We start from the raw sequence: 17,408 nt of genomic DNA, 5'->3' as shown, positions 1-17,408 counted from the left end.
ATGAGTACGGTGACGACCCCTGCCACGAACGAAACGGCCCAGCCGGAATCGGCGTTGCGCTTCGACCTTGCCGCGATCGCTCGATGGGTTCAACCGGAAGAGCGGGTGCTCGACCTCGGGTGCGGTGACGGGGCGCTCCTTGCCTATTTGAGCGCAACCAAGCGGGTGGTGGGCTACGGTATCGAAAACGACGTCAATCGCGTGATCGCCTGTTTGGACCGCGGGGTGAATGTGATCCAAAGCAACCTCGATCAAGGACTGGCTGGGTTCGAGGATGGCTTTTTCGACCGCGTGATCATGAGTCAGGCGCTGCAAGCGATGCACAATACGCAGGGAATCCTGCAAGAGATGCTGCGCGTGGGGCGCGAAGCGGTGGTGAGCTTTCCCAATTTCGCGTTCTGGAAACACCGCAAAAGCATTCTGGAAGGGCGGATGCCGGTTTCCGAAAGCTTGCCGCATCAGTGGTTCAACACGCCGAACATCCGTTTCTTCACGGTTGCGGACTTCACCACCCTGTGCGATCTTCTGGACATCGAAATTTTGGAATGGATGGGGTTCGACGATCAGCACCAGCCGCTTCCGCCGGATGCCGACCTCAATTTTCTGGCGACACTGGCGATCGCGCGGCTGGCGCGTCGCTGATCTGCGCGCCCGTATGAACGATGGTGTGGGCGCGCAGTGCGCACTTAGGGGCTAGCCGATGCGGTTCTGTTCGACGTCTACCAACACCACCGGACGATCGAAAATCGCCGCAACGGCTTGGGCGTAGCACTGGGCCCATTCGCCACCTTCGGCAAAGAGCGATTCGCCAGCGCAGTGTGCGAGCGCCAGTGCGATATCGGCGGCAAGAATCTTGCCCATCTTGTTCGGCATGTCGCATTCGAGTGCGTCCATCTGGTGGGCAAGCCAGCTGCGCGCCGCATCGGGTTCCAACGTCGCAACGGCATTGTCGGTCAAATCGAAGGTGTATTCGCGGTCGACTGCGAAGCGGACGGTGACGGTAGTGCTCATGGTCAATCTCCCTCCAAATGTCATCCGCCGCATTGTAGACCACTTTTTGCCGTGTGTGCTCACTGGCTTTGCGTCCGGTTTGCCGCTTTATACTCTGCTGCAGCTCGTGCCCGCGTGGTTGCAGCAAGAGGGGGTCAGTTTGGCGACGATCGGTGCGCTTTCCCTGATTCAACTGCCGTACACGTGGAAGTTTCTTTGGGCACCGGTGCTCGACCGCTGGGCGCTTTGGCCGCGATTGGGGCGTCGACGGGGGTGGATACTGGTCCTTTCGCTGGGCGTTGCCGCGGCGATCGCAGGCGTCGGTCAGGTCGATCCGGTGGCTTCGCTGCCGCTTGTGGTGACGCTGCTCGTTGCGATCGCTTGGGGAAGTGCAACACTCGACGTCGTGCTCGACGCCTACCGGCGGGAACTCCTATCTGATGCCGAGCTGGGTTTTGGCAACGCGGTGCACGTCAATGCGTATCGCGTGGCGGGACTCGTCCCGGGCTCGTTGGCGCTCATTTTGGCTGAAGATTGGCCGTGGCCTGCGGTGTTTGCGTTCACCGCGGCATTTCTGCTGCCGGGCGTGGTTTTGGCCCTTTGGCGGGTGCCCTTGGCGCATGGCGAGGAGGCAGCGCCCGCTTCGTTGCGTGCAGCAGTGGTCGAACCCTTTCGTGAGTTCTTTCACCGCGAGGGGCGTGTGGCTGCGCTGCTCACGCTTGCGGTGGTCTTCGCGTACAAATTGGGTGACGCGTTGGCAACCGCGCTCGCCACGCCATTTTACCTCGCGATGGGATTTTCGCTCAGCGAAGTGGGGCTGATCGCGAAGCACGCCGCGCTCTGGCCGCTCATCGCCGGCAGCCTGGTGGGCGGGATTTGGATGATGCGTTTGGGGATCGTCCCTGCGTTGTGGTGGTTCGGCTGGGCACAGGCGGTGACGATTTTCGGCTATTGGGCCTTGGCGCTGCTGGGCGCCGGGCCGAGCGATGCGGTGCGGCTTGCGGCGCTTGCTGCGGTGATCGCCGCGGAATATTTCGCGGCAGGTTTGGGCACCACGGCGCTCGTTGCGTTCGTCGCGCAGCGGACCCATCCCGCGTATGCCGCGACGCAACTGGCGCTCCTCACCTCCCTTGCCGCTGCGCCGCGCAGCATCGTCAATGCCTTTTCGGGCGTGCTCGTCGAGGCGCTGGGGTGGCCCCACTTTTTCGTGCTCTGTTTCGTCTTGACGTTGCCGGGTATGGCGCTGGTGGGATTGTTGTGGCGGCGTGCTATAGTAAATGGCGATCGAAGCACATTATGAGGACGAAGCGATGGTACTGAAACCCCCTGCTTTCGACGAAGTGGCGCAGAAATTGCGCGAACTCACGGAAACGAGCCCGCTGCGCGATTTCGAAAAGAACGCAAAACTCTTGATGGCGTCGATGTTCGAGCGCATGGATTTGGTGACGCGGGAAGAGTTCGAGGCGCTGCGCGAGAGTCTCCACCATTTGCGGCAAGAGACCGCGCGGCTGCATGAGCGGGTGGCTCAGCTCGAAGCCAAACTGGGCGATGTCGAGCGCGAGGGGAGTTGAGGGGTAGCATATTCTCGGTAAGTGGGATGACGGTTTGTCCAGGCAGGTCAACGCACCACCCGTTCGGGGTGGGTATAGATCAGGTAATGTTGGCCTGTGGCACGTCCAATCAGCGTCATACCCAGACGTTGAGCAACGTTGTATCCCATTGCCGATATCCCGGATCGTGAGACGACGATCGGGATGCCCATCAGCGCTGCTTTGAGCACCATCTCAGAGGTTAACCGGCCGGTGGTATAGAAGACGTGACCTGCCGCTGAAATGTCGTCGAGCCACATCCAACCGGCAATCGTGTCGACGGCATTGTGACGGCCGACATCTTCCACGTAATACCGAATCGCTACCGCTGTCTCGTTCACGGCAACGAGGGCACAACCGTGGATTGCGCCTGCGGTTTTGTAGAGCGTTGGACGCAGACGAACTGCTTCCAAAAGCGCGCCAATCGCTTCGTGGTGAATAGAGGCAGTGGTGGGTAACGACGCAGCCTCGACCGCTTCCATGATCGAACCGAAAACCGTTCCCTGACCACAGCCCGTTGTCACGGTTCGTTGCATTAGGCGGTCAGAATCGAGCGCGGCAAGCTCATGAAGCCACACTGCTGCTGATTCGACTTCCCAATCGACCTGGACCGACGCGATCGCCGAAAGCGAACTGACCAACCGTTGATTGCGCAAGTAACCGATCACCAATGCCTCCGGAGCAGCTCCAAGCGTCATCAAGGTGACGATCTCTCGTTTGTTGACGTACACGGTCAAGGGACGTTCGGCAGCGATCGCGATTTCCCGTTGCGTACCCGTTTCGTCCCATGCGGAGATCGTTTGGGTGAGGGGGATCTGAGCGTTGCTCAGAAGTGGTTTTGGGTTTTGCATCGTTGGCTCCTTGCGCAATCGATGGTCTTGCATTCTAACGTGCCTCAGATTACGATGAGCAATATGGAAGAGGTCGAATTATCGGGTTACGTAGTGCTCGAATGGGTTCCCAGTCAGACGCCGTGGAGTGACGGCAATTGGCAGGTGACCGCGTTTCACGTTGCCATGCCAGAGGGTCTTTCATGGTCGTCACGCTCCGAAGTAGGGGGGCGAACCATTGCGGTGCTCCAAGACGATGCCATGCGCAAATGTTTTGCGATGGGGCCGTTGCCACTTCGAATCTTTCCAGCGGAAGCAGAAGGGATCTACCTCAACGTAACGGCGCCGCACCCCATGCTCTTCGTCTTGTTGCGGTGCGACGAAGGCGAGGCGTGGCCGACGCCGCGGCATGTGACAGTCAGTCAAAACGAAGCCGCGCGTTGGATGGACGGTGGTGAATGGGTGGAATCGTGTCCATTGCCTTCGCCGTTGTGGGATCCGCTGCGGGTGTTCGCCTTGGCGCACTATCGACCTGAACGCAAACGTAGGGTGCGGCGCAACGACCCGCTGGGAATACTCAAGCGGTCGACGGACGAGGAGATGGGGGGCGACGAATGATCGATTGGCGAGGTTGGGCAAAACGCAAACGAGCGGCGCAAGAAAGTGAAGCGGTTACCCGCTGGCGTGCAGCGCTTGCTGCGGTACCGCCTGACGGTGATCTGACGCCGTTCTTGGCGTCTGATGCTCCTGAAGAGGTTCGCCAGGAAGCATTGCAACGCCTTTGGGCAACGGGGGCATTTGGCCAACCGGACGAACTCGACAGCGATTTCATCGATGTCACGAAAGACCCGCTGCTGAGCGAGGACGAGGCCAAAGCACTCGTCCAATGGCAAAACGTCACTTCTTGTTTGTATCGCGAAGAACAGCAGAGCCAGGATTTGGGAGATACGCGCGCTGCTTCACCAGACGAAGAAGTAGTGGCGCAGGCCCCGGTTGAGGCGGAGGCGCAAAAACTAACTGGCGATGTAGCGCAGGCGGAGTTTCGATCGCAATCCATTGAAATTGAAGAAAAAAGCGTCCAGTTTGTGCCTTCTTATAATTTTGTGAACACAAAAACTGATTGATTCAGAATTTCAAAATTGCAGTTCAATCTTCCTTTGTTTATAGTGCTCAGCAAACGATAACGATCGTTCACAACGGAGAGACCACCCTTGTGCACCGCGTCAGTTGCTTTTCCCTCCCATACGCGTTCAGATAGTCACTATTTTTGTGGTTAGAAAAGGGGGAGGGGATGAGGATGAGCAATTCGCCTCGTGAACGCGCCTTAGCCGCGATTGCGGCGCTTCCATCCTTTGCGCCGGTTCCTGCGCTCGAATTTACGGTCGGCAATCGACTGGCGATCATTGGGGATCCTGATGTTGCTTTCGGTTGGGGTGAGCGTGTCCAGCAAGCGTGTGCCGTCATTGTTCTGGCAACTGCACATCATCACCGTCTCGCCGCGTTGCGTGCTGCCCACCCGGACGCGTTGGTGCTTCCTGTAGATCGCGCGGCGATCGAAGGGCATGCAGGCGCCTACCGCGTTCTGTGGGAATGCGGTGATGAACAAGGTGAGATTGCCTGTGACTTGATTCTCGATCTGCAGGCAACGCCTCACTGGTCTGGTTTCGAATTGCCTGTGGGTTACTTCGCTCCAGGCAGCGATCCGCTTGATCAGGCCCTTGCAGTGCTTGCACTTGTGCAGCTCATAGGGGAGTGGGAAAAACCCCGTTACGTGCGCTTCTCCTCTGCGCTTTGTGCTCATGAACGGAATCGGATCGGGGGGTGTTCTCGTTGCCTCGAGGTCTGTGATACGCAAGCGATCCGGCCTTCAGGGGATCATGTCGCCATTGATCCTTACTGGTGCCAAGGGTGCGGGGATTGTGTCGGGGTTTGTCCAACAGGTGCCGTGCGTTTTCAGTACCCGCGCCCAGCCGATTGGTCGACCGCGCTTTCAGCAGCGCTCGACGCGTGGTCCGATGAGACTCCGTGCACACTCCTTTGTTACGACGAACGGTGGCGTGGCGCTTTGGCGCAATGGGAGGCCGAAGGGGGAGAATTACCCGACCACTTTTTGCCTCTGCCGATTTGGCGAACCACGATCTTCAGCGAAGAGTGGTTGCTCTACGCGCTGATACGCGGTGTTGCGCGGGTAGTGTTGGTTAGTGCTGCCGAGTCGGAAAAACCGGCACTGTTACGCGCCGCCGCGATGGTGCAAACAGTATTCGAGGCGCTCGGTGATCCGTATGCAGCGGAGCGTGTAGCGATCGTTTGCGAAACCACACCGGAAGCGCTCACGAAGCGCTTTTCAGCACCCCTTTCACCGTATGTCTCGCCGGGGCGGTTCCGTTTTCGCTTGCAAACGGAAAAAAACGATTCGATGCGCCTGATTCGCGACGCACTCGCCAAGCTTGCAGCCGAGCGTCAGGTCGATGCGCCAGTTTTGTTACCGTCTGGCTCTTCGTGGGGCGCTGTGGCAGTTACGGATCGGTGTACGCTTTGTTTCGCCTGTACCGGGGTTTGTCCCACCCAAGCGTTGCAGGCGGGGGGGGGTATTCCGAAGCTTCAATTCACGGAGGCGCGTTGTGTGCAATGCGGGCTGTGCGCCAACACGTGTCCGGAGCAAGCAATCGAACTCACTCCGCGTTGGAATCCCTCACAGGAAGCGAACCAAGCTGTGATCCTGCGGCAGTCGGAGCCAGCCTATTGCGCAGAGTGTGGCGCTGTTCTTGGACCTCGCTCGGTGCTCGACAAAATGGTGGCCACGCTCCAATCGCATCCCCTTTTCGGCCAACCGGATCGTCAGCTTCTCTTGCGGCTCTGTGCCGATTGCCGTGTCAAGGCACAGTTCCGTGAAACCGACCCCGTTCGCATTTGGGAGCTTTGAGATGACGGTAACGGACGCTTTCGTCGACGATACAGTGGTGCAGGCGCGGGTCGAACACTATGCGATGTTCAGCGCGTTGCTGGCTGAACCACCCAGCGCCGAGTTGATGGAAGCGGCGAAACGGTTGGCAGCTCATTATGGGGGGAGTGGTGACGAAACGACGCGCCTCGTGACGGCTTGGCGGCAGTTCGCGCAGGCTTTGGAGACTCAGCCGCCAGCAGTCTGGGCAGAGGAGTACGAACGGCTTTTCTATGGTGTCTCTCGTCCCGAGGTGATCCCGTACGGTTCGTTTTATCTGACGGGATTCATGATGGAAGAGCCGCTGGCCGAACTTCGTTCCTGGTGGGCTGAAAAAGGGTTGCATCGGCGCGCGGAGATCAGTGAGCCCGAGGATCACATCGCAGCGGTGCTCGAAGTGATGACCCATTTGATCGCGTTGCGGGACGAATCGGCACAACGTGACTTTTTCGTTCGCTTCGTCTGGCCATGGGCAGGGCGATTTGCTACTGCCCTTGCCGAAGCCCCCAATGCTGGGGGGTACCGTGCACTCGCAGAGTTGCTCGATGCCTTTTTGACGTTGGAAGCTTTTTACTGGGAAGTGGAAGTGTGAGGAAGAAAAGGAGTTGCCCATGGACACCATGAAAACCAACAGCGAAATGCACACATCGATCAATGTGGATCGTCGCCGCTTTTTCCGAGCACTCGGCGCGTCGGCGATTGGCGGTGGAACGTTGGTCGCAGCTGTATCCGCAGAAGCCGTACCAATGAGCAACGAAGCGTTGCCTCCTACTGCGCGCAAACAGACGCTTTCGGGGCATCAGAAAAAATATTTTCGTACCGCACGTATTTGATGAGGCGGGATCTGGCCCAAAGCGAGAGTGAACAAGGAGAAATAAGATGTTGACCAAGAAAAGGGTAAGCAATTCCACGGTTGGGTCTGCGCGCAGCCTTTCCGCGCCGATGCTGTCGCGGCGGGAGTTTTTGAAACGAGCGGGATTGGCTTCGGCAGCGGGTGCGACTTTTCTCGGCACAGGTTCTGGTCGGTGGGTTGCGCCAGCAGAGGCGCAGACCGCCCAAACGGTCAACCCGGCAAGCGGGGAAGTGGTGCGGCGCACCGTTTGTACTCACTGCTCCGTGGGGTGCGCGATCGATGCGGTGGTGAAAAATGGTGTCTGGATCCGTCAGGAACCGGTCTTCGATTCCCCGATCAACCTGGGATCACATTGCGCCAAAGGGGCAAGCGTACGTGAGCACGGTCACGGCGAGCATCGCTTGAAATATCCGATGAAGCTCGTCGACGGTAAATGGAAGCGGATCAGTTGGCAAGAAGCGCTCGACGAGGTCAGCGCCCGCCTCTTGAAACTGCGCGAGCAATTTGGTCCCGACAGCGTCTATTGGGTCGGGTCGTCCAAGCACAGCAACGAACAAGCGTACCTATTGCGCAAATTCGTTTCGATGTGGGGCACCAACAACTGTGACCACCAGGCGCGGATCTGCCATTCGACCACTGTGGCCGGGGTTGCGAACACTTGGGGCTACGGGGCGATGACCAATTCCTACAACGACATGCAGTTCTCGAAGGCGATCCTCTTTATCGGTTCCAATGCTGCGGAAGCACATCCGGTCTCGTTGTTGCACGTGCTCCATGCGAAAGAAAGCGGCGCGAAGATAATCGTCGTCGATCCGCGCTTTACCCGTACCGCCGCCAAAGCCGATTACTTTGTCCGCATACGATCAGGGAGTGATATCCCTCTGATTTATGGGGTTTTGCGTCATATCTTCGCCAACGGCTGGGAAGACAAAAAGTTTATTGCCGACCGCGTCTATGGAATGGACGAGGTGCTCAAGGAGATCGAGTACTGGACGCCGCAGCGGGTCGAAGAGGTCACCGGAGTTCCCGATGACCAAGTCCATATGATCGCAAAAGTGATGGCGGAAAACCGCCCCTCTACGGTCGTCTGGTGCATGGGGCAGACGCAGCATACGATAGGAAATGCGATCGTCCGGGCCATGTGCATCCTTCAACTGGCTCTGGGTAATGTCGGGGTTGCTGGCGGCGGCACCAACATCTTCCGCGGTCACGACAACGTGCAAGGGGCGACCGACGTGGGGCCGAACCCCGATTCGCTGCCGGGGTACTACGGGATCGCGGAGGGGTCGTGGAAGCATTGGTGCCGGGTTTGGGGTGTCGACTACGAATGGATGAAAGGGAGATTTGCTTCCAAAGAGCTGATGGAACGCCCAGGGATCACCGTCTCGCGCTGGATCGACGGGGTCATGGAAGATCCGACCAAGATGGATCAACCCACCAATCTCAAAGCGGTCGTCTTTTGGGGGCACGCGCCCAACAGTCTGTCGCGCGGCAAAGAGATGGTCGAAGCGATGAAACGGCTCGACACGCTGGTCGTGATCGACCCCTATCCTTCGGCTACCGCAGCGATGGCAGCGATGGTACGCAAAGACGGCGTTTATCTCCTGCCGGCAGCGACTCAATTCGAGACCGAAGGATCCTGCACCGCGTCGAACCGTTCCGTGCAGTGGCGGGAAAAGGTGATCGAACCGCTCTTCGAATCACAGCCTGACCACGTGATCATGTACGCGTTCGCGAAAAAGTTTGGCTTTGCGAACGAGCTGTGCAAAAACATCAAGGTGACCCAAAACGCCCGCGGGTGGGAAGAGCCCGACGTCGAAGATATCCTGCGCGAGATCAACCGCGGTACCTGGACGATCGGCTATTCGGGTATCTCGCCAGAACGGATCAAGCGGCACATGAAGTACATGCACACCTTCGACGTCAAGACGCTCCGTGCCAACGGTGGTCCCTGTGACGGCGAATACTTTGGCCTCCCCTGGCCGTGCTGGGGGACGCCGGAGATGAAACATCCCGGTACCCCAAACCTTTATGATACGTCGAAGCCGGTGATGGAGGGGGGCGGCTGTTTCCGGGCCAACTTCGGTGTTGAGCGCAACGGGGTTTCACTGCTGGCTGCCCAAGGTTCCCATCCCAAGGGGGCCGACATCCAAGGGGGGCACCCTGAGTTCGACGACAAACTCCTCAAGCAGCTCGGTTGGTGGGACGAATTGACTGAAGTGGAGAAGCAAGCGGCTGAAGGCAAGAACTGGAAGACCGATCTCTCCGGCGGGATCATTCGGGTGGTGATGAAGAATCATGGTTGCCTGCCTTATGGCAACGCCCGGGCACGTGCCGTGGTCTGGAACTTCCCCGATCCGGTGCCCAAACATCGCGAGCCGATCTACTCACCGCGTCCCGATCTGGTCGAAAAATATCCGACCCATGAGGACAAGAAATTCTGGCGGTTGCCAACGCTCTTCAAGACCTTGCAACAGCAGGTGAAGGAGATCAGCAAAGAGTATCCAATCATCATGACCTCGGGGCGGATGGTCGAGTACGAAGGCGGGGGCGAAGAGACCCGTTCCAACCCGTGGTTGGCGGAGTTGCAGCAGGAGATGTATGTCGAGGTGAACCCACGCGACGCCAACAACGCCAACGTGCGACACGGCGAGTGGGTGTGGGTGGAAACCCCGACGGGTGCGCGGATCAAAGTCAAAGCACGGGTTACCCACCGCGTTCCCCCTGGCACGGTCTTCCTGCCGTTTCACTTTTCAGGCCATTGGATGGGGCAGGACATGTTGCCGTTCTACCCCGAAGGGGCCCATCCGATCGTTCGCGGCGAAGCGGTCAATACCGCGACCACTTACGGCTATGACGTCGTGACGATGATGCAGGAAACGAAAACGACGCTTTGCCGCCTCAAAAAGGCATAACGAAGGAGTAAAACGATGGCGCGAATGAAATTCGTCTGCGACGCCGAACGGTGCATCAACTGCAATGGTTGCGTTACGGCTTGTAAAAACGAACATGAGGTGCCGTGGGGGATTCAACGCCGGCGCGTCGTTACCCTCAACGAAGGCCAGCCGGGTGAAAAATCGATTTCGGTAGCGTGCATGCACTGCTCGGATGCTCCTTGTATGGCGGTCTGCCCCACCAACTGCTTCTACCGGACCGAAGAGGGGTTGGTATTGCATGACAAAGACAAATGCATCGGGTGCGGCTACTGCTTCTACGCCTGTCCCTTCGGTGCGCCGCAATTCCCCAATGGCGCTACCGCTTTTGCCGCACGAGGCAAGATGGATAAATGCACGTTCTGCGCAGGGGGGCCTGGCGAAAACGGTTCTGAGGAGGAGCTGAAAAAGTATGGTCGTAACCGTCTGGCGGAAGGCAAATTGCCGCTTTGCGCGGAAATGTGTTCGACCAAAGCATTGATCGCGGGGGATGCCGAAGTGCTCTCCGACATTATGCGGGAGCGGGTGTTGCGCCGCGGTTATGGCGTGGAGCTATGGGGTTGGCGCGTTGCTTACGGCAATGAGTCTGGGCAATCGGCAACTCCAGACAAGCGTTGAGAGGAGGGGAGGCCATGTTGAGACATTGGGGCACAGGCTTATTGGTGATCGCGGGGCTGTTTTTGACGGCCTGTACGGAAAAACCACAAGATTACACCCCTGGGAAAAGCACGGCGGCCTACGATCCTCCTTCGTACGTCTCGGCGCCTTTCGCCGGCGATCGTCAGGCTTGGCTCGAAGCGGTGAATACGCGGACGAAGAAACAGAGCGAATATGTCCGCGTTCAGTAAGAGGAGAACGTGTCATGAAGGGGTTTGGTGAACGTTGGCTAATTGGGTGGAAAGAGGCGGGAATTCTGGTGTTCTGCCTGCTTCTTTTCACCGTTTCCGCGCAGGGCGCCGAAGTCGGTGAGACGCGGGGCGGACGGATCGATCCGAATGCTCCCGCTGCAATGGTTGTGCCTCAAGGGCACAATAACGCGGCCTTTTTTGATGGCGTTCGGCGTACTCTTTATGCGCCCGGGGTGACCTCGATTCAGACGCCGGAAGCGAACGTCCTCATCCAATCCGAGGGGAACACATGGCGGCAAATCCGTAATGGCCCGATCACCGTGTGGGGCGGATGGTTAATCCTGGCGGTGATGGTGGCGATCACCCTTTTTTATTTGGTAAAGGGGACGATCAAGCTCCATGAACCTGCAACGGGAAGGAAGTTGCTTCGCTTCACGTTCTACGAGCGCTTGGTTCATTGGATCGTGGCAGTCAGCTTTGTGCTTCTCGCACTAACCGGATTGGGCCTTCTCTTTGGTAAGCATCTCATCGAACCGGTCTTCGGTACTTCGGTTAATGCTGCGCTATTGTGGGTAGCCAAGAATGTCCATAACTATACGGGCCCTGTCTTTGGGTTCTTTTTGGTGTTGATGATCTTGCGGTGGGCGAAAGACAACCTCTTGACCGACCAAGATTGGCTCTGGGCGAAAAAGTTCGGTGGTTTACTTTCCGGGGAGGAAATTCCCTCTGGACGCTTCAATTTCGGCGAGAAGTTTTGGTTCTGGGTGGGTGTGACCGTGCTGGGGTTGACGGTCACGGTGACTGGACTGATTCTCGATTTCCCGCTCTTTGGTCAGACCCGCCAGGACATGCAGCTTGCGCATATCCTCCATGCCTCGGCCGCGCTCCTCATGATCGCGATGGCGTTTGGCCATATCTATATTGGAACGATCGGTTCGGAAGGGTCGCTTGACGGGATGAAGACCGGCTACGTGGACGAAGCGTGGGCAAAACAACACCACGCGGTCTGGTATCAAGAGATCACGGGACGGCGGCAATGAGAGCAACCGAGTGGATGACTGCCGCTGGGGTTTTTGCGTCGGAGAAAAAACCTGCCGGCAGTCACCACATTGTTCCCTTGGTGCGTGCGCCAAACGGGGCGCCCGTGATCGGCTTTGCGGGATGGTCGGGTAGCGGAAAAACGACATTGGTCACTCAGGTGGTTGCTGCGCTGACAGCAAAAGGGTGGAACATCGCCGTCGTGAAACACGCCCATCACATGAGCGATATCGATCATCCCGGAAAGGATTCCTGGCGCCATCGCCATGCTGGCGCGCGTCAGGTCGTGGTTGCATCACCTCGGCGCTGGGCGGTGATCCATGAAAATCAGGCCGGAGAGCCGATGTTGTCCGAGTTGTTGGCTGCTCTGCAACCATGCGATCTCGTACTTGTCGAAGGCTATAAACGTGCGGCGATTCCGAAAGTAGAAGTCTGGCGAGGTGAGACCTTTGGCCCGCCGCTCTGGCCAGAAGACGCTTGGGTTTTCGCTGTGGCCACTACACCGGATCTGCGCGCAAAACTATCTTGCAATCGACTTATGCTACCATTGGAAAACCCTGATGCGATAGCGATGGCAGTGATCGATCTCGTCAGTGGTGGCACTATTGGGGTGAAAACTGAAGCGATTTTCACACGTTGAATCGATCCCGAAGGAGAGACCCCATGAACAAAAGAGCCTTTGTGCATACGTTGCTTGCTACTGTTGCGCTTGGCGCGTGGGTTCCAACGGTCCGCGCCGATGAACCGGTGAAAGCGGTTTACCATTTCACCCAAGGAGTGGAAGAGGCTGCGCGTGGGCTCAACAACATCCGTAACCACCTTGACGCCGACCCAACCGCAAAGATCGTCGTCGTCGCGAACGGTAAAGCCGGTGTCCAGTTCATCTTGGAGGACGCGGTGGACCACAATGGCAAACCGTTTGCGGAGCGGATCAGCGCACTGGCCAACCGGGGGGTGGAGTTCCGCGTCTGCAACAACACGTTGACGGCATTCCAAATTCCCAAAGAGAAACTGGCGCTGGAAGCGAAAATCGTTCCCAGTGGTGTTGCGGAAGTGGCGCGCTTGCAGGCAAAAGAGGGGTACGCCTACATTCGGCCTTGATCGGGTATGATTCCGCGTATGGCGGAATACCCCGAAACCGAACCCCCTGTGATCCTGGGTGTCAATGTGCTCGGCGAGCCGTTGGCGCCCTGTTCTTTTGCCCCGTTGACCGGTTTTACGCGCAATGGTCACTGTTGTGCGTACCCCGAAGATCCCGGTGCGCACACCATTTGTGTGCGCGTCACCGACGCGTTTCTCCAATTTTCTTTGCAGCGGGGTAACGATCTCGTCACCCCGCGACCCGAATGGCGTTTTCCTGGACTCAAAGCGGGCGATCGCTGGTGTGTCTCTCTTTGGCGCTGGATCGAGGCGCTGGAAGCGGGCGTCGCGCCGCCGGTTGTGCTCGAAGCAACCGACCAATCGGTTCTCGACACTGTGCCGTACGATCTCCTTGTGGCCCATGCGTGGCAGGGTTGAGGTACTGTGGGCTTAGCACGTTATCGGTTTTTTATGACACGGTAAGGAGGGAAAGATGGGCATTCAGACGCGCGCTATCGAATACGTGGTCGATGGCAAAACGTTCGAAGGAATCCTGGCGTGGGATGATCGCGTGCAAGGCAAGCGCCCGGCGGTTGCGGTGGCGCACGCGTGGGCAGGCCGCAGTGCGTTCGAAGTCGACAAGGCAAAGCGTCTTGCCGAACTGGGGTACGTCGGTTTTGCGATGGACGTTTATGGCAAAGGGGTGTTGGGGCGATCGCGCGAGGAGAATGCGGCGCTGATGACCCCCCTGGTGCAGGATCGCGCACTGCTGCAAAAACGGCTGCAAGCGGCGATTCATGCGTTGGCGATGCAGCCCGAAGTCGATCCGGAAAAAGTCGCTGCGATCGGCTTTTGCTTCGGTGGGCTTTCGGTGCTCGATCTGGCACGGGTTGGTGCGCCAGTCAAAGGGGTGGTGAGTTTCCATGGGCTCTTCACGCCACCCGGCAATACCGCGGGGAACCAAATCACTGCGAAGGTGCTCGCACTGCACGGTTGGGACGATCCGATGGCAAAACCGGAGGCCGTCTTGGCTTTTGCCAAAGAGATGACCGACGCGGGTGCCGACTGGCAGCTCCACGCCTACGGCCACACGATGCATGCGTTCACCAATCCAGAAGCAAACGACCCGGACTTCGGCACGGTCTATAACGCGAAGGCCGATGCCCGTTCGTGGCAGGCGATGCAGAACTTTTTGGCGGAACTCTTCGCGTGATCGCAGCGGATCACCCGCTTGTTGCGCGCACGCTCTGTTTTCGGAATAGGACACTGCCGTGGTCGGAGGCGGCAGCGATTGCGGTGCACGCACCGGCGATTACCCACGTCTATGCGCCGCTCACCTATGCGTGGGCACCGCACGAAGCGTACCTGCGTCGCTATGGCAGCGGCCGGAAACGGGTGCTCTTTGTCGGCATGAATCCGGGGCCGTTCGGGATGGTCCAGACGGGGATTCCGTTTGGCGACGTGCCGAGCGTGCGCGACTGGCTTGGGATCGTCGCGCCGGTGGAAGCGCCGCCCCGCCAAGATCCGAAAAAACCGGTGCGTGGGTTTTCCTGTCCGCGTCGCGAAGTTTCTGGAGTGCGCCTTTGGGGTATGTTCGCTAAGCGGTTTGGCACCCCGCAACGGTTTTTCGCCGACCATTTCGTCCTCAACTACTGTCCGCTGGCGTTCTTGGCGCATGGGCGTAACGTCACGCCGGACAAACTGCCCGCTGCGGTGCGGGAACCCCTATTGACGCAGTGTGACGCCTATTTGCGCGCGGTGGTCTCGCAGTTGCAACCCGAATGGGTGGTTGGGATTGGGCAATGGGCGACGAAACGGGTGGCGCAGGCGCTCGCATGCACCGCAGGGAAGGAAGCTGCCATCGTCTTGCCAGGAAACGGTGATCGACCCGATCGGCCCGCGCAGACGATACCCACGCCCAAGGTCGTCACGATGCTTCATCCCAGCCCCGCGAGCCCTGCGGCGAACCGGGGGTGGGCGGCGCAGGCCGTGGCGCAACTCGAAGCAGCAGGGGTTTGGTGACCATGGCACGTGACGCCGAGAACGATACGGACGCATGCCGAACCGGACCTTTGACGGGATTGGTCGTCCTTGACCTGTCACGAATCTTGGCCGGGCCATGGGCGACGCAACTGTTGGCCGACCTAGGGGCTGAGGTGATCAAGATCGAACGACCTGGTCGTGGTGACGATACCCGGCAATGGGGGCCGCCGTGGTTGCGCGATCGGGAGGGTAACGAAACAGGGGAATCGGCCTACTACCTCTGCGCAAACCGTAACAAACGCTCGGTGACCGTCGATTTCACCCAGCCCGTAGGGCAAGCGGTGCTGCATCGGCTGGCACAACGTGCGGACGTGGTGGTCGAGAATTTCAAGGTCGGAGGGCTTGCACCGTATCGCCTCGATTACCCGACCCTGGCTGCGTGCAATCCACGCCTCATCTACTGTTCGATTACGGGGTTTGGTCAAACGGGCCCTTACGCTGGTCGCGCCGGGTACGACTTTCTCATCCAGGGTATGGGTGGGTTGATGAGTATCACCGGTCGTCCCGATTCCGAGCCCGGCGGCGGCCCGATGAAGGTCGGTGTTGCGCTCACCGACATTCTCACCGGGTTGTACGCGACGATCGCGATTCTTGCGGCGCTGGCCGCGCGAGAAAAGACGGGGCGGGGTCAGCATATCGACCTGGCGCTTTTGGATGTTCAAGTGGCGTGCCTGGCGAATCAGGCGCTCAATTATCTCGTTTCCGGTAGGGTGCCCGATCGGCTGGGCAACGCCCATCCGAATATTGTTCCATACCAGGATTTTCCCAGCGCCGACGGCCACATGATTATCGCGGTGGGGAACGACGCGCAATTTGCGCGGCTTGCCGAGCAGTTGGGGCACCCCGAGTGGGCTGTCGATCCCCGTTTTGCCACCAACGCGGCGCGGGTTGCTCATCGTGACCTCTTGATTCCACTCATTGCGCAAGAGACGCGCAAACAGCCGACGGCGTATTGGATCCGTGCGTTGGAAACGGTTGGTGTGCCCTGTGGGCCGATCAACGATCTGGCTGCGGTTTTTGCCGATCCGCAAGTGACTCATCGTGAAATGATGCGCACGTTGCCGCATCCGCTAGCGGGTGAAGTCCCGCAGGTGGCCAATCCCATTCGCTTTTCCGAAACCCCTGTCACCTATCGCAATGCACCGCCGATCCTGGGTGCCGACACCGAGGATGTGCTGCGTTCGGTGGGGTATGACGCATCCGAAATCGCTACTTTGCGCCAAAAGGGGGTGATTTGAGTTATCCTAAATAAAGAAAGTTTTACCCACAACCAAAGGAGACGGTGATGAAAAGACGGGAATTTCTACACAGTTCACTCGCAGCCCTGTTGTTTCTGGTTGCGTGGCACGCTCAAGCGCAGGGTCAAACCTTCGTGACGATCCTCACTGGCGGAACGAGTGGTGTCTATTATCCGCTCGGTGTCGCACTCTCGCAGGTCGTTGGGCAGGTTTTGCCCAATGCCAAAGTGAATGTCCAAGCCACCAAGGCTTCTGCCGAAAACCTCAACCTGCTTGCGAAAGGGCGGGGTGAAGTGGCGTTTACGTTGGGGGACACGTTCGCGCACGCATGGAATGGCGATGCCGAGGCGGGTTTCAAAACGCCACTCAAAGAGTTACGTACCCTGGCGGCGATTTATCCCAACTATATCCAAATCGTCGCGAGCAAAGATTCGGGGGTTCGCTCCCTGACCGACCTCAAAGGGAAACGGGTTGCAGTGGGTGCGCCCCGTAGTGGTACCGAGATCAACGCTCGGACCATCTTTCAGGCGGCAGGGTTCACCTACGACGACCTCGGGAAAGTCGAATATGTCTCGTTCGGGGAATCGGTGGAACTGATGAAGAACCGCCAACTCGACGCGACGCTGATCTCCGCTGGTTTGGGGGTTGCTGCGGTGCGCGACTTGGCCGCAGCGTTACCAATCGTGCTCGTGCCCGTCCCCGAAGCGGTGGTGGAAAAGATCGGCAACCCGGTCTTCCAGTCTGAGACCATTCCGGCCGGGACTTACGAAGGGCAGAGCGAGGACGTACAGACGGTGGCGATTCGCAACTATCTTGCCACCCATGCAGGCGTTGATGAAGATCTTGTCTATGCGATCACCAAAGCGCTCTTCGAGCATCACGATGCGTTGGTCGCGGCGCACAGTGCCGCAAAAGGGATCCAGCTCGAACGGGCGGCAAAGAATCCCCCCGCACCGCTGCATCCGGGTGCGGCCCGTTATTACCGCGAACGAGGTGTGTTGCGCTGACCCGTTCCGTGTGATTGC

The 17,408-nt window shown here is 58.7% G+C and carries 21 protein-coding genes and 1 pseudogene; 19 read left to right on the top strand and 3 right to left on the bottom strand.

All coding sequences use genetic code 11. The annotated features are described in order from the left end of the window. A complete protein-coding gene (gene metW, locus HPTL_RS09690) occupies window positions 1–642 on the top strand; it encodes a methionine biosynthesis protein MetW (RefSeq protein ID WP_119335789.1) in 642 nt (213 codons plus the stop codon). Between the two features lie 51 nt (window positions 643–693). On the opposite strand, the gene HPTL_RS09685 is transcribed toward metW, so the two are convergent. Further along, the gene (locus HPTL_RS09685) at window positions 694–1,011 is read right to left on the bottom strand and encodes a hypothetical protein (protein ID WP_119335788.1); all 318 of its coding nucleotides are present in this window, start codon (window positions 1,009–1,011) and stop codon (window positions 694–696) included. Here HPTL_RS09685 and HPTL_RS09680 point away from each other — a divergent pair. Together HPTL_RS09680 and HPTL_RS09675 are read left to right on the top strand one after the other, a co-directional pair. Beyond that, window positions 995–2,290, top strand: a complete 1,296-nt coding sequence (locus HPTL_RS09680) for an AmpG family muropeptide MFS transporter (protein ID WP_197713679.1) — start codon at window positions 995–997, stop codon at window positions 2,288–2,290. The genes HPTL_RS09685 and HPTL_RS09680 overlap by 17 nt on opposite strands. After that, on the top strand, window positions 2,268–2,561 hold the full coding sequence (locus HPTL_RS09675) for an accessory factor UbiK family protein (RefSeq protein WP_197713678.1): 294 nt from the start codon (window positions 2,268–2,270) through the stop codon (window positions 2,559–2,561). The genes HPTL_RS09680 and HPTL_RS09675 overlap by 23 nt, the downstream gene beginning before the upstream one ends. Before the next feature lie 47 nt (window positions 2,562–2,608). Here HPTL_RS09675 and HPTL_RS09670 read toward each other — a convergent pair whose 3' ends face one another. Next, window positions 2,609–3,430, bottom strand: coding sequence for a formate dehydrogenase accessory sulfurtransferase FdhD (locus HPTL_RS09670; RefSeq protein ID WP_119335786.1), 822 nt, complete (start codon window positions 3,428–3,430; stop codon window positions 2,609–2,611). Between the two features lie 54 nt (window positions 3,431–3,484). On the opposite strand from HPTL_RS09670, the gene HPTL_RS09665 reads away from it, so the two are divergent. After that, window positions 3,485–4,027, top strand: a complete 543-nt coding sequence (locus HPTL_RS09665) for a DUF3305 domain-containing protein (protein ID WP_170141333.1) — start codon at window positions 3,485–3,487, stop codon at window positions 4,025–4,027. Further along, window positions 4,024–4,533: a DUF3306 domain-containing protein gene (locus tag HPTL_RS09660; RefSeq protein WP_119335784.1), complete on the top strand. Its 510-nt coding sequence runs from the start codon at window positions 4,024–4,026 to the stop codon at window positions 4,531–4,533. Before HPTL_RS09665 ends, HPTL_RS09660 begins: the two co-directional genes overlap by 4 nt. 200 nt (window positions 4,534–4,733) lie before the next feature. On the opposite strand, the gene HPTL_RS11500 is transcribed toward HPTL_RS09660, so the two are convergent. Continuing rightward, window positions 4,734–5,210: a hypothetical protein gene (locus HPTL_RS11500; protein ID WP_231999986.1), complete on the bottom strand. Its 477-nt coding sequence runs from the start codon at window positions 5,208–5,210 to the stop codon at window positions 4,734–4,736. Between HPTL_RS11500 and HPTL_RS11675 the strand changes: the two are divergent. The 14 genes and pseudogenes from HPTL_RS11675 to HPTL_RS09590 all read left to right on the top strand — a co-directional run. Next, window positions 5,133–5,351 (top strand): annotated as a pseudogene (locus HPTL_RS11675) (4Fe-4S dicluster domain-containing protein); the annotation flags it as partial. The gene HPTL_RS11500 and the pseudogene HPTL_RS11675 sit on opposite strands and share 78 nt — an antisense overlap. Window positions 5,352–5,354: 3 nt before the next feature. After that, window positions 5,355–6,332, top strand: a complete 978-nt coding sequence (locus HPTL_RS11495; protein ID WP_231999985.1) for a 4Fe-4S dicluster domain-containing protein — start codon at window positions 5,355–5,357, stop codon at window positions 6,330–6,332. A 1-nt stretch (window position 6,333) separates the two neighbouring features. Beyond that, the gene (locus HPTL_RS09650; protein WP_119335782.1) at window positions 6,334–6,942 is read left to right on the top strand and encodes a TorD/DmsD family molecular chaperone; all 609 of its coding nucleotides are present in this window, start codon (window positions 6,334–6,336) and stop codon (window positions 6,940–6,942) included. A 19-nt stretch (window positions 6,943–6,961) separates the two neighbouring features. Beyond that, a complete protein-coding gene (locus HPTL_RS09645) occupies window positions 6,962–7,183 on the top strand; it encodes a hypothetical protein (protein ID WP_119335781.1) in 222 nt (73 codons plus the stop codon). 46 nt (window positions 7,184–7,229) lie between these two features. Continuing rightward, window positions 7,230–10,118 carry a formate dehydrogenase subunit alpha gene (locus HPTL_RS09640; protein ID WP_119335780.1) on the top strand — a complete coding sequence of 963 codons (2,889 nt, stop codon included), beginning with the start codon at window positions 7,230–7,232 and terminating at the stop codon, window positions 10,116–10,118. A 15-nt stretch (window positions 10,119–10,133) separates the two neighbouring features. Beyond that, the gene (gene fdh3B, locus HPTL_RS09635; protein WP_119335779.1) at window positions 10,134–10,754 is read left to right on the top strand and encodes a formate dehydrogenase FDH3 subunit beta; all 621 of its coding nucleotides are present in this window, start codon (window positions 10,134–10,136) and stop codon (window positions 10,752–10,754) included. Between the two features lie 169 nt (window positions 10,755–10,923). Next, window positions 10,924–12,024, top strand: coding sequence for a formate dehydrogenase subunit gamma (locus HPTL_RS09625; RefSeq protein ID WP_197713677.1), 1,101 nt, complete (start codon window positions 10,924–10,926; stop codon window positions 12,022–12,024). A 14-nt stretch (window positions 12,025–12,038) separates the two neighbouring features. Continuing rightward, window positions 12,039–12,662 carry a molybdopterin-guanine dinucleotide biosynthesis protein B gene (mobB, locus tag HPTL_RS09620; protein ID WP_119335777.1) on the top strand — a complete coding sequence of 208 codons (624 nt, stop codon included), beginning with the start codon at window positions 12,039–12,041 and terminating at the stop codon, window positions 12,660–12,662. Between the two features lie 23 nt (window positions 12,663–12,685). Beyond that, window positions 12,686–13,123: a DsrE family protein gene (locus HPTL_RS09615; protein WP_119335776.1), complete on the top strand. Its 438-nt coding sequence runs from the start codon at window positions 12,686–12,688 to the stop codon at window positions 13,121–13,123. 18 nt (window positions 13,124–13,141) lie between these two features. After that, the gene (locus HPTL_RS09610) at window positions 13,142–13,540 is read left to right on the top strand and encodes a DUF2237 family protein (RefSeq protein ID WP_119336175.1); all 399 of its coding nucleotides are present in this window, start codon (window positions 13,142–13,144) and stop codon (window positions 13,538–13,540) included. A gap of 55 nt (window positions 13,541–13,595) precedes the next feature. Further along, on the top strand, window positions 13,596–14,315 hold the full coding sequence (locus HPTL_RS09605; protein ID WP_119335775.1) for a dienelactone hydrolase family protein: 720 nt from the start codon (window positions 13,596–13,598) through the stop codon (window positions 14,313–14,315). Further along, entirely contained in the window at window positions 14,315–15,124 is an 810-nt protein-coding gene (locus tag HPTL_RS09600; RefSeq protein ID WP_408610121.1) for a uracil-DNA glycosylase family protein, read from the top strand. Before HPTL_RS09605 ends, HPTL_RS09600 begins: the two co-directional genes overlap by 1 nt. Window positions 15,125–15,126: 2 nt before the next feature. Next, complete coding sequence (locus HPTL_RS09595) at window positions 15,127–16,383, top strand: CaiB/BaiF CoA transferase family protein (RefSeq protein ID WP_119335774.1); 1,257 nt, start codon at window positions 15,127–15,129, stop codon at window positions 16,381–16,383. A 47-nt stretch (window positions 16,384–16,430) separates the two neighbouring features. After that, window positions 16,431–17,390 carry a TAXI family TRAP transporter solute-binding subunit gene (locus tag HPTL_RS09590; protein ID WP_119335773.1) on the top strand — a complete coding sequence of 320 codons (960 nt, stop codon included), beginning with the start codon at window positions 16,431–16,433 and terminating at the stop codon, window positions 17,388–17,390. Window positions 17,391–17,408: the final 18 nt, after the last annotated feature.

Source organism: Hydrogenophilus thermoluteolus (assembly GCF_003574215.1).
GTDB classification, from domain to species: Bacteria; Pseudomonadota; Gammaproteobacteria; order Burkholderiales; family Rhodocyclaceae; genus Hydrogenophilus; species Hydrogenophilus thermoluteolus.
The sequence above is the reverse complement of the archived record's forward strand: the minus strand, read 5'-3'. Positions and strand labels throughout refer to the sequence as shown.